At 72.1% G+C, this 15,199-nt stretch carries 14 protein-coding genes; 2 read left to right on the top strand and 12 right to left on the bottom strand.

Annotated features, from left to right (window positions below):
* Positions 1 to 34: 34 nt before the first annotated feature.
* The 3 genes from AB0J93_RS02130 to AB0J93_RS02120 all read right to left on the bottom strand — a co-directional run bounded on the left by AB0J93_RS02130 (position 35) and on the right by AB0J93_RS02120 (position 3,511).
* Complete coding sequence (locus tag AB0J93_RS02130) at positions 35 to 1,174, bottom strand: acyl-CoA dehydrogenase family protein (protein ID WP_363917208.1); 1,140 nt, start codon at positions 1,172 to 1,174, stop codon at positions 35 to 37.
* Positions 1,175 to 1,285: 111 nt separating this feature from the next.
* Positions 1,286 to 1,987 (bottom strand): UdgX family uracil-DNA binding protein, encoded by a 702-nt coding sequence (locus AB0J93_RS02125; RefSeq protein ID WP_363917206.1) that lies wholly within the window; start codon positions 1,985 to 1,987, stop codon positions 1,286 to 1,288.
* 183 nt (positions 1,988 to 2,170) lie between these two features.
* Positions 2,171 to 3,511 carry an aminotransferase class I/II-fold pyridoxal phosphate-dependent enzyme gene (locus AB0J93_RS02120; RefSeq protein WP_363917204.1) on the bottom strand — a complete coding sequence of 447 codons (1,341 nt, stop codon included), beginning with the start codon at positions 3,509 to 3,511 and terminating at the stop codon, positions 2,171 to 2,173.
* Positions 3,512 to 3,545: 34 nt separating this feature from the next.
* On the opposite strand from AB0J93_RS02120, the gene AB0J93_RS02115 reads away from it, so the two are divergent.
* Together AB0J93_RS02115 and leuE are read left to right on the top strand one after the other, a co-directional pair.
* A complete protein-coding gene (locus AB0J93_RS02115; protein ID WP_363917202.1) occupies positions 3,546 to 4,790 on the top strand; it encodes a bifunctional pyridoxamine 5'-phosphate oxidase family protein/GNAT family N-acetyltransferase in 1,245 nt (414 codons plus the stop codon).
* A complete protein-coding gene (gene leuE / locus AB0J93_RS02110; protein WP_363917200.1) occupies positions 4,787 to 5,449 on the top strand; it encodes a leucine efflux protein LeuE in 663 nt (220 codons plus the stop codon). Before AB0J93_RS02115 ends, leuE begins: the two co-directional genes overlap by 4 nt.
* A gap of 80 nt (positions 5,450 to 5,529) precedes the next feature.
* Here the strand turns inward: leuE and AB0J93_RS02105 are convergent, their stop codons facing one another.
* The 9 genes from AB0J93_RS02105 to AB0J93_RS02065 form a co-directional block, all read right to left on the bottom strand.
* Positions 5,530 to 6,471, bottom strand: a complete 942-nt coding sequence (locus AB0J93_RS02105; RefSeq protein WP_363917198.1) for a sporulation protein — start codon at positions 6,469 to 6,471, stop codon at positions 5,530 to 5,532.
* A 10-nt stretch (positions 6,472 to 6,481) separates the two neighbouring features.
* Positions 6,482 to 7,549 (bottom strand): hemolysin family protein, encoded by a 1,068-nt coding sequence (locus AB0J93_RS02100; protein WP_363917196.1) that lies wholly within the window; start codon positions 7,547 to 7,549, stop codon positions 6,482 to 6,484.
* Positions 7,546 to 8,898 (bottom strand): hemolysin family protein, encoded by a 1,353-nt coding sequence (locus AB0J93_RS02095; protein ID WP_363917194.1) that lies wholly within the window; start codon positions 8,896 to 8,898, stop codon positions 7,546 to 7,548. The genes AB0J93_RS02100 and AB0J93_RS02095 overlap by 4 nt, the downstream gene beginning before the upstream one ends.
* Before the next feature lie 170 nt (positions 8,899 to 9,068).
* Positions 9,069 to 9,404 (bottom strand): monovalent cation/H(+) antiporter subunit G, encoded by a 336-nt coding sequence (gene mnhG / locus AB0J93_RS02090; RefSeq protein ID WP_363917192.1) that lies wholly within the window; start codon positions 9,402 to 9,404, stop codon positions 9,069 to 9,071.
* Positions 9,401 to 9,664, bottom strand: a complete 264-nt coding sequence (locus tag AB0J93_RS02085; RefSeq protein WP_281566540.1) for a monovalent cation/H+ antiporter complex subunit F — start codon at positions 9,662 to 9,664, stop codon at positions 9,401 to 9,403. Before AB0J93_RS02085 ends, mnhG begins: the two co-directional genes overlap by 4 nt.
* Positions 9,661 to 10,257, bottom strand: coding sequence for a Na+/H+ antiporter subunit E (locus tag AB0J93_RS02080; RefSeq protein ID WP_363917190.1), 597 nt, complete (start codon positions 10,255 to 10,257; stop codon positions 9,661 to 9,663). The genes AB0J93_RS02085 and AB0J93_RS02080 overlap by 4 nt, the downstream gene beginning before the upstream one ends.
* The gene (locus AB0J93_RS02075) at positions 10,254 to 11,756 is read right to left on the bottom strand and encodes a Na+/H+ antiporter subunit D (RefSeq protein WP_363917188.1); all 1,503 of its coding nucleotides are present in this window, start codon (positions 11,754 to 11,756) and stop codon (positions 10,254 to 10,256) included. The genes AB0J93_RS02080 and AB0J93_RS02075 overlap by 4 nt, the downstream gene beginning before the upstream one ends.
* 37 nt (positions 11,757 to 11,793) lie before the next feature.
* Positions 11,794 to 12,258 (bottom strand): Na(+)/H(+) antiporter subunit C, encoded by a 465-nt coding sequence (locus tag AB0J93_RS02070; RefSeq protein WP_363917186.1) that lies wholly within the window; start codon positions 12,256 to 12,258, stop codon positions 11,794 to 11,796.
* The gene (locus AB0J93_RS02065) at positions 12,255 to 15,089 is read right to left on the bottom strand and encodes a Na+/H+ antiporter subunit A (RefSeq protein WP_363917184.1); all 2,835 of its coding nucleotides are present in this window, start codon (positions 15,087 to 15,089) and stop codon (positions 12,255 to 12,257) included. The genes AB0J93_RS02070 and AB0J93_RS02065 overlap by 4 nt, the downstream gene beginning before the upstream one ends.
* Between the last annotated feature and the right edge of the window lie 110 nt (positions 15,090 to 15,199).

Below are 15,199 nucleotides of genomic sequence, written 5' to 3'. Positions count from 1 at the left end.
CGCACCCGACCGACAGCCGGCAGCCCGGTTTTCGTCACAGCCCCAGGCCGCGACCGATGATCTCCTTCATGATCTCGGTGGTGCCGCCGTAGATGGTCTGCACCCGGCTGTCCAACCAGGCCCGCGCCACCGGGTACTCCGCCATGAAGCCGTAGCCGCCGTGCAACTGCACGCACCGGTCGGCCACCCGGTTCTGCAGCTCCGTGGTCCACCACTTGGCCTTGGCCGCGTCGGTCACCGACAGTCGGCCGGCGTTGAACTCGGCCACGCAGTGGTTGACGAAGGTCCGCGCGATGGTGACCTCGGTGTCCAGTTCGGCGAGGAGGAACCGGTTGTGCTGGAACTTCCCGATCGGCCGGCCGAACGCCTCCCGGGTACGCGCGTAGTCGAGGGTGAGGGCGAGCAGCCGTTCCGCGGCGGCGACCGCGGCGACGGCGATGCTGAGCCGTTCCCGGGGCAGGTTGGCCATCAGGTGGTAGAAGCCGTGGTTCTCGGTGCCGATGAGGTTGGCGGCCGGCACCCGGCAGTCGTCGAAGAAGAGTTCGGCGGTGTCGTTGGCCTTCAATCCGACCTTGGCCAGTCGACGGCCCCGGGTGAAGCCGTCGGTTCCGGTCTCCACGACGATCAGGCTGACCCCGTGGGCACCCTCGTCGGCGGTCCGGGCCACCACGATCACCAGGTCGGCCAGCTCGCCGTTGGTGATGAACGTCTTCTGCCCGTTGAGCACGAGGCTGTCCCCGTCACGGACGGCGGTGGTGCGTACGCCGGCCAGGTCGGAGCCGGCACCGGGTTCGCTCATCGCGATGGCGGTGACGAGGTCGCCGGAGCAGAACCGGGGCAGCCAGCGCCGGCGCTGCTCCTCGGTGGTCAGTTCGGTGAGGTACGGCGCGACCACGTCGTTGTGCAGGCCGAAGCCGAGCCCGGAGCAGCCCGAGTTGACGATCTCCTCGACGAGGACGGCGTTGTACCGGAAGTCCCGCTGTCCGCCGCCGCCGTACGCCTCGTCGACGTCCGGCCCGAGCAGTCCGGCGGCGCCGGCCTTCCGCCACACCTCGCGGTCGACGATGCCGTCGGCCTCCCAGCGATCGTGGTGCGGCACGGCCTCGCGGTCCAGGAACCGCCGGCACAGGTCACGGAATTCGTCGTGGTCGGGCTCGTAGAGGTGCTGCTGCATGGCGGCAAGTGTGGCACCGCCCGCGACCCCGGCGGGTGGTCGGTGCCGCGGCCGGGGGCCGCAGGTGGGCCGGCGAGAGCGGCGAGTGCGGCAGCGCTTGAGGTGCGGAGGTCAGCCGGCGAGGGCGCGGGCCGCGACGGTGAGGTCGGCGACCAGCCCGTCGTACGCCACGTCCTGGTTGTCGGCACGGAGCACGGCGGACGGGTGGATGGTGGCCAGCAGTTGAGCCGGGGGCGCGTCGGTGGTCCCGCCGGCGTTGTCCACCGGTACCCGCTGAAAGTCCGCCGGGTGTTGGGCGGCGGCCGGCCAGGGCAGCAGTTCGCCGCGCTGACGGGTGACCCGGAAATTCGGGCCGAGCAGCGCTTTGGCGGCGGTCGCCCCGAGTACCACGATCACCTCGGGGGTCAGTTGGGCGAACTCGGCGACCAGCCAGGGTCGGCAGGCGGTGATGTGTACCCGGTCGGGGGTCTGGTGGATCCGCCGCTTGCCGCGCAGCTCGAAGCGGAAGTGCTTCACCGCGTTGGTGAGGTAGATGTGGGCCGGGTCCAGCTTGGCGTCGTCGACCGCCTTGCGAAGCAGTCGGCCGGCGGGGCCCACGAAGGGCAGCCCCTTCTGGTCCTCCATGTCGCCGGGTTGTTCGCCGACGAAGACGACCCGGGCGCTGGCGTCGCCCCGGCCGAAGACGGTCTGGGAGGCGTCCCGGTACAGCTCGCAGCCCCGGCAGCCGGTGGCGGCGGCCCGCAGGTCGTCGAGGGTGTCGGCCTGCGGCGGGATGAACCGCTGGGCGCCGGGCGCGGTGTCGGTGTCGGCCATGGCGACTGTTCTACCCGCTGTGGCGCGCCTCACGCGAGCAGGGCGGCCCGCAGCCCTGGGGAGGCAGGCCCGACATGCCGCAACTCGGTGTATCCGCCGGCCGGGACGCCCCGAGATGCCGCAAGCGGAGCCCGCCCAGCCCTCATGACGCCGGTGTCCTGCTGCCGCAGACCTGGGAGTCGGTCAGGCGGTGAAGCCTGGTGAGGGGGTGGGGCGGGCCGCGCGGGCGGCCGCGTCGGCGAGGGCTGGGATCTCCTTCTCGTGCAGGTCGCTGACGGTGATGCGCAGCCCCGGCGGACCGGCGAGCCGGTAGAGCGCGCCCGGGGCGACCGCCCAGCCGGCGTCACGCAGGGTGGTCAGCGCACTGGTCTCGTCGTCCACCGGTAGCCAGACGTTGATGCCGCTGCGACCGTGGGCGGGCAGGCCACGGTCGGCGAGGGCGGTGATCAGGGCGTGGCGCCGTCGTTCGTAGCTCTCCGCGGCCCGGTCGATCAGGGCGTCCGTCTCCGGATCTTCCCAGAGTGAGAGCACGAGCCGTTGCAGCACGGTGGAGACCCAGCCGGTGCCGACCCGGGCCCGGCCGGCCACCCGCGCCACCGTGGTCTCGTCTCCGGCCAGCACGGCCAGGCGCAGGTCGGGGCCGAAGGGCTTGCTGACCGAGCGGACGAAGGCCCAGTGGGTGGTCGCCTTGGCGAGCGGGTGCAGCGGTACGCGGGCCAGCTCGGCGGCGTGGTCGTCCTCGATCAGGAGCAGGTCGGCCCGTCCGGCGAGCAGTTCGCGCAGGGCGCCGGCCCGGTCGGCGGAGACGGCCGCGCCGGTCGGGTTCTGGGCCCGGCTGGTCACGATGAGTGCTCGCGCGCCGGCGGCGAGGGCTGCGGCGACTCCGGCGACGATCGGCCCGTCGTCGTCGATGGGCACTCCGATCGGCCGTAGCCCGAGCGCGGCGAGCAGGTCGAGCAGGCCGGCCCAGCCCGGATCCTCGACGGCGACCGCGTCGCCGTGGCGCAGGTGCGCGCCGAGCAGGCGTTCGATGCCGTCAAGCGCGCCGCCGGTGAGGGTGAGCCCGGGGGCCGGTACCCCGTCGGCGGCGAGCCGCGCTGCGGCCACCTCGGTCATCTCGGGCAGTACGCCGAGGTCGGGATAGCCCACCGGGTCGCCGACGGTATCGGCGAGGGCGGCCAGGTGCCGCCGCAGCGGCGGCAGCAGCCGCTGGTCGGGTTGACCTCGGGACAGGTCGCGCAGCCCGGGTGCGGGCGGCGGGCGCAGTGCGGCTCGGCGGGCGGCGACGGGTGGTCGGGGGCGTACCCGGGTGCCGTGCCGGCCGGCGGTGACGACGAGTCCGCGACGACGCAGTTCGGCGTAGGCGCGGGAGACGGTGGCCGGGCTGACGGTCAGGTCGGCGGCGAGGGTGCGCACCGGTGGCAGTGGGTCGCCGGGAGCGAGGGCGGCTTCGCGGATGCCGGACTCGATGCTGGCCGAAATCTCGACGGCCGTCGCACCGGTCACCTGGTAGCGTGCTGACACAAAGATGAGATTGTACTAGAACAAAGGTGGAAGCATGTACTCGCCGACCACCCGCACCACCGCCAGCCGTTCCCGGGACCGGATGAGCTACGACCGCACCGCCACCCATGCCCTGCTCGACGAGGCGTACCACTGTGCGCTCGGGTTCACCGTGGACGGCGAGCCCCGCGTGCTGCCCACGCTGCACGTACGCATCGGTGACACGCTCTACCTGCACGGCTCCACCGGCAGCCGGCCACTGCTCGCCGCCCGCGCCGACGGCCTGCCGGTCTGCGTCGCGGTCACCCTCCTCGACGGCCTGGTCTACGGCCGCTCCCAGTTCCACCACAGCGCCAACTACCGGTCGGTGGTCGCGCACGGCACCGCACACCTGGTCACCGACCCGGGCGAGAAGTCCGACGTGCTGACAGCCCTGGTGGAGAAGGTCGGCACCGGCCGCGCGGCGGACAGCCGCCCGCCGAACCGGCGGGAGTTGGCCGAAACCGCCGTGCTGGCGCTGCCGCTGACGGAGGTGTCACTGCGCACCCGCACCGGCGGGGTACGCGACGACCCGGCCGATCTCGACCTGGCGCACTGGGCCGGCGTGGTGCCGCTGCGGCTGACCGCCGGCCTGCCGGAGCCGGACGCCGGGGTCACCGCAACGCTGCCGGCGTACCTGCGCCCGCACCGCTCGCCCTGGCACGAACCGGCGGTGCTGGGCGGCGCACACGTGCTGCTGGAGCCGCTCGATGAGGCCCACACCGACGAGTTGTACGCCGCTACCGCCGACGCCGAGGTCTGGCGGCACCTCAGCCGGCCGCTGCCAGGCGGGCCGGAGCAGCTGCGTGAGGTGATCGTCGCGGCCCTGGCCGAGCAGCACCGGCAGGAACGGGTCGCCTGGGCCCAGCGCTGCGCGGTGACCGGCGCGGTGGTCGGCACCACCTCGTACTACGAGATCGACCCGGAGCGTCGGTCGGTGGCGATCGGGCACACCATGCTCGGCCGGCCGTGGTGGCGCACCGGGATCAACACCGAGGCGAAACTGCTGCTGCTCACCCGCGCCTTCGAGGAACTCGACGCGGTGCGGGTGGTGTGGCACACCGACATTCGCAACGAGCGCTCGCAGCGCGCCATCGAGCGGCTCGGCGCGACCCGGGAGGGGGTGCTGCGGATGCACCGGTTGCGACCCGACGGCTCGTGGCGGGACACCGTGCAGTATTCGATGACCGTCGACGAGTGGCCGAAAGCACAGGTCAGCCTGCGAGAAAGGCTTCGCGCTCGGACCGTGTCGGCCCGATGATGTCGGACGTGCTGGGAATCACCGACATCTGGACGTACGTGCTGGGGACCGTGGCCATTGTGCTGCTGCCCGGCCCCAACTCGCTGTTCGTCCTCTCCACCGCCGCGCGGCGCGGTGTCGGCGTCGGCTACCAGGCGGCGAGCGGCGTCTGGGTCGGTGACGCGATACTCATGTTCCTCTCCGCCGTCGGAGTGGCCTCGCTGCTCAAGGCGTACCCCCCGATCTTCCTCGTGATCAAGTACGCGGGTGCCGCGTACCTGGGCTATGTGGGGTTGACCATGCTGCGCGGGGCGTGGCGGCGCTGGCGGGACCGCAACGACCCGGCCACCCCGCGGTTGATCGACGCCGCGGAGCCGGCGGCGACGCGCAGCCCGTTCCGCAAGGCGCTGGTGATCAGCCTGCTCAACCCGAAGGCGATCCTGTTCTTCGTCTCGTTCTTCATCCAGTTCGTCGACCCGACGTACCCCTGGCCCGCGCTGTCGTTCCTGCTGCTCGGTCTGATCGCCCAGGTGACCAGCGCGCTCTACCTGACCGCGCTGATCTTCGCGGGCACGTTCCTGGCCGCCCAGTTCAGCCGGCGCCGCCGGCTGGCGGCCGGCGCGACCAGCGCCGTGGGTGCCCTCTTCCTCGGCTTCGGCCTCAAGCTCGCGCAGGGCTGACCACACGCGCGGGCGCGCTCCCGGCAGATGAGCCGCTGCGATGCCGGCGCGAACGGCGTCAGGTGCCGGCGCGAACGGCGTCAGGTGCCGCCGCCACCGCCGCCGCCACCGCCCTCGCCGCCACCGACACCGGCACCGCCCGCGTCGCCACCAGACGGCGGGCCGGGTGGCAGCGGCCGGTCGGGCGGGCGACTGACGTGGGCCGACTCGGTAATGGTGGCCGACCAGTCGGCGTGCGCCGCCGCGGCGGCATGTCGGTTGATGGCCTCGCGCAGCCAGCCGTCCACGGTGCTCACCCAGTCCCGCTGGTCGGCGCCGACGTGCCAGATCCGGAACCGGCTGATGCTGGTGTGGGTGATGCCGGCCAGCGCCAGCCGCCGGTCGCACCAGAGGATCACCTCCAGGCCGGCGGAGTTGGCTACGAAGATCACCTCCAGTTCGGTGATCGGCCCGGCGTAGAGCGGGCCGACCCAGAAGCCCCACCGCTGGTGCAGGGGCAGGGCCTGCTGCACGCCGGGCAGCCGGCCGTCGACCAGGCCGGACTGGCGGACGCTGAAGCCGAGCGTGTCCAGGGCGGCCAGGATGTGCTGCTGGGTCGGCAGCGGGTGGACGAAGACCGGCACCATCGCACCCTGGTCCAGGGTGGCTTCGATCGCCACCTCGGTGCGCAGTCCCATCCGCAGGCTGAGCAGCGGCACTCCGCCGTACGTGGTCACCGGCGTCTCCCACGGGATCGCAAGCTCGAACGGAATCGACCGGGCCCGGCCGGCGCGTAGCACCCCGGCGCCGGCCACCTGCGCCTGATGGAACTGCACCAGCCGGCGGGGAGCTTCCGGATCGTCCGGCTCGACCGTGCCGACCAGGCCGAGCCGGACGTGCAGGACCGGTACGTCGACGGAACCGGCGATGAGGTTCACCCGCCCCGGCAGGCGCAGGCCGGGGCGGGTGCTCGGGTTGGCCAGCGCGGTCTGCACCGTCAGGCCCGTTCCGCCCGATTCCGGTGACACCCCCGTCAGTCGCACCCGTGTGCCCCTATCTGAGCCGGCGTACCGCGCGCGGGATCGGATCGGTCTCGTCGTCGAACTCCCCGATGACCTCCTCCAGAAGGTCCTCCAGGGCGACGAAGCCGACCGGCCGGGTGGGCCCACCACCGTTGCGGACCAGAGCGAGTTGCGACTGGCGGGCCCGCATCACGGCCACCGCCTCGGTCACGGTGGCGGTGTCCGGGATCGTGATGGCGTCGTTCATCAGATCGGCCGCGGTGGCGTCGGGCCGGCCGGCCGTGGCCCGCACCGCCTCCCGTACGTGCACCAGGCCGCAGACGTGACCGGCGGCGTCCAGCACCGCCAGCCGTGACCGGCCGCTGTCCCGGCTGACCTGCTCGATGCGGCCCGCCGAATCGTCCCGGCGCACGGTCACGATCTGGTCGAACGGTTCCATCACCTGGGCGACCGTCGTGCCCTGCAACTCCAGCATGCTGGTGAGCAGTTCGTGCTGGGCGGCACCGAGCAGCCCGTGCTCCCGGGACTGTTCCAGCAGCATCCGCAACTCGTCGGGGCCGTGCACCTGGGCCAACTGGTCCTGCGGGTTGACCTTCACCAGCCGCAGCATCGCGTTGGCTACCGCGTTGAGCACCGACAGCACCGGACGAGCCACCCGGGCGAAGGCCCGGAACGGCAGCGCCAGCAGCAGCGCGGACCGCTCCGGGTGGGTGATCGCCCAGGACTTCGGTGCCATCTCGCCGACCACCAGGTGCAGGAAGGTGACCAGGCTCAGCGCGAAGATCAGCGCGATCACGTGGCTGGCACCGTACGGCAGACCGACGGCGTGCAGCAGCGGACTGAGCAGCCGCTCGATCGCCGGCTCGGCCAGGGCGCCGAGGCCCAGCGTGCACAGGGTGATGCCGAGCTGCGCACCGGCCAGCATCAGAGACAGCTCGCGTACGCCGTCGAGAGCGGCCCGGGCGGCCCGGGTGCCGCTGGCCGCCGCCTGTTCCAGGCGGTACCGCTTGCTCGCCACCAGGGCGAACTCGGCGGCGACGAAGAAACCGTTGAGCGCCAGCAGAACCACCGAGGTGATCAGCGCGAATCCGGTGCTCATGCCGTCACCTCCGCAGGCCCGTCGCTTACCTGGAGGCGGACCGAGTCGGCCACGTGCCGGTCCACCGCGAGCACCTCGACCAGGGCGCGCGGCGGCACCTGCCCGTTGTCGCCGTCGGCCGGCAGGCTGATCTCCAGCCGGTCACCGACCTCGGGCACCCGGCCCAGCTCCCGCATGACCAGCCCGGAGATGGTGTCGTACTCGGGGCCTTCGGGCAGGGCGATGCCGGTGCTGTCGGCGACCTCGTCGATGCGCCAGCGGGCGGGTACCACCCAGGAGCCGTCCTCCTGCCGCGCCGGGGCCCGCTCCGGCGGGTCGTCCTCGTCGCGGATCGGGCCGACCAGTTCCTCGGCGATGTCCTCAAGCGTGATGACGCCCGCGAAGCCGCCGTACTCGTCGACCACGCAGGCGAGCTGGCGGTGCCCGGAACGGAGCCGGTCCAGCACGGTGGGCAGCGGCAGCGTCTCGGGCACCAGCAGCGGCGGTACGGCCACCGCGCTGACCGGGGTGGTGGCGCGCTCGGCCGGCGGCACCTGGAGCACGTCGGCGATGCCGATCACACCGACCAGGTCGTCGACGCCCTCCGCGCCACGCACCGGGAAGCGGGAGCGGCCGGTGTCGAGCAGCTCGACCACCCGGCTGACCGGCTCGTGTGCCCGCACGGTGTGCACGTCGACGCGGGGCACCATGGCCTCTCCGGCCGTCAACTGCCGGAAGTCGAGCCCCCGGTCCAGCAGCGCCGACATGTCGGCGTCGAGGTGCCCCTCCAGCCGGGACTCGGCGATGATCTGTTCCAGGTCCTCCGGGGTGGCACCGCTGGGCAGCTCCTCGATGGGCTCGATGCCGACCCGCCGCAGCAGCCGCACCGCGGACTTGTCGAACAGCTTGATCAGCGGGCCGGCGATGGCCAGGTAGACCAGGGTGGAACGGGACAACGCCCGGGCGACCGGTTCGGGACGGGCGATGGCCAGGTTCTTCGGGGCCAGCTCACCCACGACCATCTGCACCACGGTGGCGATGACCAGGGCCAGCGCGACCGACAACGGCAGGCTGACGCCGGTGGAGACGCCGGCCACGCCGAGCAGCTCGGCCAGGCCGGCACCGAGGTAGGGCTCGGCGACGTAACCGACCAGCAGGGCGGTCACGGTGATGCCGAGTTGCGCACCGGAGAGCATGAACGACAGCCGGCCGGCGACCTCGAGGGCCCGGGCGGACGCCTGGTCGCCCTCGGCGGCGGCTTGCTTCAGCTTGCCGCGGTCGACCGCGACGTAGCCGAACTCCTGCGCGACGAAGTAACCCGTCGCGACGGTCAAGACAACGATCAGAAGAAGACCGACGAGGATCAACACGGGAGGTTCAGGGCTCCCGGGGTCGTCGGTGTGTGGGGATGCCGGGGCCTACCCGGCTGGCTACTGCTGCCCTCCCGGGCAGAAGAGTCGATCATGCGGTCATTCTACCGGCGTCGCGGCTTGGGCCGGGCGGGTGTGCGTACTGTTTCTGCCGGCCAGGGTGGGCTGGTTCAGCGGCCGGCCAGTTCGTCGGCGTCGAGCAGGTTGCGCTCCACCCGCCCCGCCCGGTACGCGGCCCGACCGATCATCTGCGCGGCGACCGGGGCGGTGGCCAGTTGAAAGACCCCGACGAGGACGATCATGCCGAGGTCGGCCGGGCTGCGCAGCCGCAGACCCACGCCCAGCAGCAGGAGCAGTACGCCGAGCACCTGCGGCTTGGTGGCCGCGTGCATCCGACTCAGCGTGTCCGGGAAGCGCAGCACCCCGATGGCGGCGGCCAGGCTCAGCAGCGCACCGGTGGTCAGGCTGACGGCTGCCAGCCAGTCCGCGACGGCACCGGGTGTCACGGCCGGTCCCGGACGGCGAAACGGACCAGCGACACCGATCCGACGAAGCCGAGCAGGGCGAGCACCACCAGCACCGGCAGGGTGGTGGCGTGCCGGTTGACCGCCGCCTCCGCGCCGACGGCGCCGACCATGGTGGCGAGCAGCATGTCGGCGGCGACGACCCGGTCCAGCAGGGTCGGGCCCCGGTAGAGGCGGACGAGGGCGAGCAGGGCGGTCACCGACAGCAGGCTGGTGAGGACGACGGCGAGGAAGACGGTCACGGGAACTCCTTGTCTACGGATCCGGTTCGCACCCGGCGCAGCTCGGCGTCCGAGCCGATCACCTCGACGATCCGCCGTTCCACGGCGCGGACCTGGTCACGGCTGGCGGCGAGGGCGGCGGGGCCGCGTACGTCGAGCACGTGCACGTAGAGGATTCCGGCGTCCCGGTCCACCTCCACGATCAACGTGCCGGGCACCAGGGAGAGCACCTCGGCGGTGAGGGCCAGGTTGAGGTCGGTGGGCACCTGCAACCGCACGCCGATGATGGCCGAGCGGGGTGTGTAGCCGGGTTGCACCGCGATCCGGGCGACGTGGGCGCTGGCCCTGACCAACTCGACGACGAAGCGGCCGCCGAACAGCAGCAGACCCCACGGCCGGAGCCGTCCGTGGAAGGTCACCGGGGGCAGCGGGAAGAACAGCAGCACCACGGCGGCGGTCAGCAGCCCACCCAGCAGGTTGCCCCAGGTGAACTCCCCCCAGAACAGGTTCCAGGCCAGCACCAGCCAGCCGAAGGCGATCAGCTGGTCACGCCACCGGCCGGTCCGGGTCCGCCGGTCCGGCGAGGCGGGTGGCGCGGCATCGGACGCGCTCATGAAGCCCCACCTGGCAGGACGGCGCGCACGTACGGGGTGCGCTCGATCAGATCCTCCGCTGCCCGCCCGGTGAACTCGAACAGCGGTCCGGCCACGAAGGTCAACGCCACCCCGAGTGCCACCAGGGCGACCGTGGCGCCGACCATCAGCGCCGGCAGCGGTGCGGTCGGTGCGACCGTCTCGCAGGGTGAGCGCCAGAAGGCGATGTTCCACACCCGGCTCGCCACGTAGAGGGTGAGCAGGCTGGTCACGGTGCCCACCGCGACCAGCGTCCAGGGCAGCGGCCCGCCCACGGCGATGCCGGCCTGGAGCAGGCCGAGCTTGCCCAGGAACCCGGAGAACGGAGGGATGCCCGCCAGGTTCATCGCCGAGACGAAGAAGAGCACGCCCACCAGGGGCGCCAGCCGGGCCAGCCCGCCGAGGCGGCGCAGGTCGGTGCTGCCGGCCCGCTGCTCGACCAGTCCGGAGATCAGGAACAGGGTGGTCTGGATGGTGATGTGGTGGACCACGTAGAAGATGGCACCGACCAGCCCGGCGACAGTGCTCAGCCCGACCCCGAAGATCATGTAGCCGATGTGACTGACCAGCGTGAACGACAGCAGCCGCTTGATGTCGGACTGGGCCACCGCGCCGAGGATGCCGACCAGCATGGTCAGACCGGCCGCCACCATCAGCAGTTCCCCGGCATGCTGCCCCGGGAAGAGCAGGGTCTGGGTCCGGATGATCGCGTACACGCCGACCTTGGTGAGCAGGCCGGCGAAGACCGCGGTGACCGGGGCCGGCGCCGTCGGATAGCTGTCGGGCAGCCAGGCCGACAGCGGGAAGACCGCCGCCTTGATGCCGAAGGCCACCAACAGCATCAGTTGCAGGCTCAGGCGTACGCCGTCCGGTAGCGCGTCCAGCCGCGCGGTGAGCTGGGCCAGGTTGAGGGTGCCGGTGGCCGCGTAGACCAGGCCCACCGAGATCAGGAAGATCATCGACGCCAGGATGTTGACCACGACGTAGGTGGAGCCGGTACGGATGCGCGGCCCGGTGCCATTGAGGGTGATCAGGACGAAGCTTGCGGCGAGCAGCATCTCGAAGCCGACGAAGAGGTTGAACAGGTCACCGGCGAGGAACGCGTTGCACACTCCGGCGGTCAGCACCAGGTAGGTGGGGTGGAAGATCGCCACCGGGGATCTCTCCCCGATCTCCGCCTGGCCCTGCCCGATCGAGTACAGCAGCACGCAGAGGGTCACCGCCGAGGAGACCACAAGCATCAGCGCGGCCAACTGGTCGGCGACCAGCACGATGCCCACCGGTGCCGGCCAGCCGCCGATCTGCACCACCAGCGGTCCGTGCCGGTACGCCTGCACCAACAGCACCACCGCCACCGCCAGGCTGATGCTCAGGCAGCCCACGCTTACCGTCCGCTGGGTCCACGGCCGGCTGCCCAGCAGCAGGGTCAGCGCGGCGCCCAGCAGCGGTAGCACCACCGGCAGCGGCACGAGCGCGCTCATCGCCGCCACCGGCCCGGCCCGGTCGACGGGTACCGGCTCATCCCGGGCCCTCCTCGCGGGGTGGGGCCGGCGCGTCGATCTGCTGAGGGTCGGCCGTCGGCGGCTCGCCGGCGAGGTCGGCGGCGGACATCTCCCGTTGGGCGGCCCGGCGGACGATCTCCCGGTCCTCGATGTCGTCGGGTACCTCGTCGTCGCCGCTCAGATACCAGCTGCGGTAGCTGATCGCCAGCAGGAAGGCGGTGAAGCCGAAGGTGATCACGATGGCGGTGAGCACCATGGCCTGGGGCAGGGCGTCGCTCATCGCCGCCTCGTCGCCGACCCCGACCACCGGCGCCTCCCCGGACCGACCGCCGAAAACGATCAACAGGTTGACGCCGTTGCCGATCAGGACGATGCCGAGCAGGACCCGGCTCAGGCTGCGTTCCAGCAGCAGGGCCACGCCGCAGCCGACGAGTACCCCGATCGTGACGAAGGAGACCAGGTTCGCTCCGGCGGCCCTCACCCTGCCTCCCCTCGCCGGCCGGCCAGCCCGCCCTCGGCACCGCCGGCCGCCTCGATGTGCCGGTCCACCTCGGCGCCCAGGCTGCGCAGCACGTCCAGCGCCAGACCGATCACCACCAGGTACACACCGATGTCGAAGAAGAGCGAGGTGACCAGGTAGAAGTGGCCGATCAACGGCAGCCAGAGGTCGACCGTGGTGCTCTCCAGCACGGTGCCGCCGGCGATCATGGCGACCACCCCACTGCCGACCGAGAGCAACAGGCCGGCACCGAGCACCGTGCCGGCACCGACCGGCGCCGCCTCGACCAGCTCGTACCGGCCACCGGCGAGGTACCGCATGGTCAGCGCGAGACTGGCCACCAGCCCTCCGGCGAAGCCGCCACCGGGCGCGTTGTGCCCGGAGAAGAGCAGGTAGAGCGAGAAGAGCACCGCGGTGTGCGAGATCAGTCGGGTGACCACCTCCAGCACGATCGACCGTTGCCGCTCGTGCAGCGTCGCCCCGCCGCGCAGCCAGACCGCCCGGCCTGCGGGCGCCTCGTCCTCCGCGACCTCCCGCCGCCGGGGACGCGGCCCGGTGCGCGACTGGTGGAAGATCAGACTTGCCACTCCGGTCGCCGCAGCCACCAGCACCGCCGCCTCCCCCAGGGTGTCCCAGGCGCGGATGTCCACCAGGGTCACGTTGACCACGTTGCGGCCGTGCCCCTGGTCCACCGCCAGGTGCGGGAAATCCTCGGAGATGGAGCGTGCCTGTCGGGCCGCCGCGGCAGCGACGGCCAGCGCGGCCACGGTCGTACCGACGATCACCCCGATCGTCCGCCGGATCCAGCGACTGCGCCGCAGGGGCCGCATCGAGAATCGCTCGGGCAGTCGGCGCAGCACCAGCACGAAGATCGCGATGGTCATGGTCTCCACGAGGAACTGGGTCAGCGCCAGGTCGGGCGCGCCGTAGAGCACGAACAGCATGGCGGTGCCGTAACCGGTCATGCCGACCAGGAGCATCGCGGTCAGTCGCCGGGTGGCACCCACGGCGAGCAGGGCGGCGACGCAGACCACCAGCAGCACCACCGGCTGCGCGGGGGTGGCCCACAGGTCCAGCGGCTGAGACCAGGGCTGGGTCAGGTATACCGCCCCGCCCGGCACCGCGGCCAGGACGATCAGGATGAGACCGAGGTACTGCGGCAGCGCTCCCCGCTGGGTGACGCTTGTGATGTCCACTGCGAGCCGGTCGAAGCGGTGGGTGATCCACTCGTATCCCCGTTGGCCGGTGACCGGCCAGCGCAGCCGGGCCAGCGCCGGTGCCAGCGGGCCGCGCAGCGCGAACAGCGCCGTACCACCCGCCAGGGCCAGCGCGGACAGACCGAGCGCCGGGGTGAACCCGTGCCACAGGGCCAGGTGTTTCCCGACGGTGCCGAAGAGTTCGGGGTACGGGCGGAGCAGGTTATCCAGCGCTCCCGCGGCCGGGCCGGCGACCAGCCCGACGACGGCCAGCAGGGCCGGTGGGGCCAGCAGCGACGGCTCGATCCGCCCCAGGTCGGTGGCGGCGGCGCCGGGGCGGTCGGCGAACGCGCCCCAGATGAACCTGATGCTGTAGGCGACGGTGAGCACGGTGCCGACCACGAGCACCGCCAGGACCAGCGGCCGGTCGGCGAAGGCGGCGAACACGGCCTCCTTGGCGACGAAGCCGAGCAGGGGTGGCAGTCCGGCCATCGAGGCGGCGGCGAGCACGGCCACGCCGGTCAGCACCGGCGCGGTGCGCCGCAGTCCCGACAACTCGCGCAGGTCCCGGGTTCCGGCACCGTGGTCGATCACGCCGACCACCAGGAACAGCGCCGCCTTGAACAGCGCGTGGGCGAGCAGCATGGCGACACCGGCGAGCGCGGCGTCCGCGGTGCCCACCCCGACGACCACCGTCAGCAGCCCGAGCTGGCTGACCGTCCCGTGTGCCAGCAGCAGCTTCAGGTCGGTCTGCCGCAGCGCCGCCCAACCACCCACCAGCATGGTGGCCAGGCCGGCGATCAGCACCACCGGACGCCACGGTCCGACCACGGCCAGCACCGGTGTGAGCAGGCCGAGCAGGTAGACGCCGGCCTTCACCATCGCCGCCGCGTGCAGGTACGCGCTGACCGGCGTCGGCGCGGCCATCGCCGCCGGCAGCCACGAGGTGAACGGCAGCACCGCCGACTTCGACAGCGCACCGACCAGGATCAGCAGCACCGCGACGACCAGGTACGCCCCTCCGGGCAGCGGCTGCTGGGCCAGCTCCGACCAGCGGTAGGTGCCGGCGTGGTGACCGAGCATGAGGAACCCGACAAGCATGGCGAGGCCGCCGAGGGTGGTCACGGTCAGCGCCTGGGCCGCTGCCCAACGGCTCGACCGCCGTTCCGTGCTGTGCCCGATCAGCAGGTACGAGAAGACGGTGGTGAGTTCCCAGCAGACGTAGAGCAGCAGCAGGTCGTCGGCGAGGACCAGCCCGAGCATCGCCCCGGCGAAGGCGACCATCACGCCGGCGAACCGCGAGTTGCCGAGCGCGTCGGGTGGGAAGTAGCGGGCGCAGTAGCCGAGCACCAGCGCGCCGACGCCACCGACCAGCAGTGTCATCAGCCAGGACAGGGTGGTCATCCGCAGCGCAAGGTCCAACCTCAGTTCCGGAATCCAGAGGTACGTCTCGACCACCGCACCGCCGCGTGCCACGTCGGGTGTGCGTACCAACGCCCAGCCGAAGGCGGCCGCCGGCACCAGTGCCAGCAGGTAACAGGCGCGCGGACCCCACCGACGGACCAGCAGTGGCGCCACGACGGCCGCCACGAGGTGCAGGATCAGCAGTACGAGCACGCGCGCTCCCGGTCGACGTGGCCGAGACGCCCCACGGGGGTTGGGGGTCTAGCAGCGATCAGACGACAGTTCAGCGCACTATGGATGCTTTTCTCGAAATAAGCACACTT

The sequence above is a fragment of the Micromonospora sp. NPDC049374 genome (genome assembly GCF_040677165.1).
In the GTDB taxonomy this organism is placed as follows: domain Bacteria; phylum Actinomycetota; class Actinomycetes; order Mycobacteriales; family Micromonosporaceae; genus Micromonospora.
Note: the sequence above shows the minus strand (reverse complement) of the source record. Positions and strands in the feature narration are given on the sequence as shown.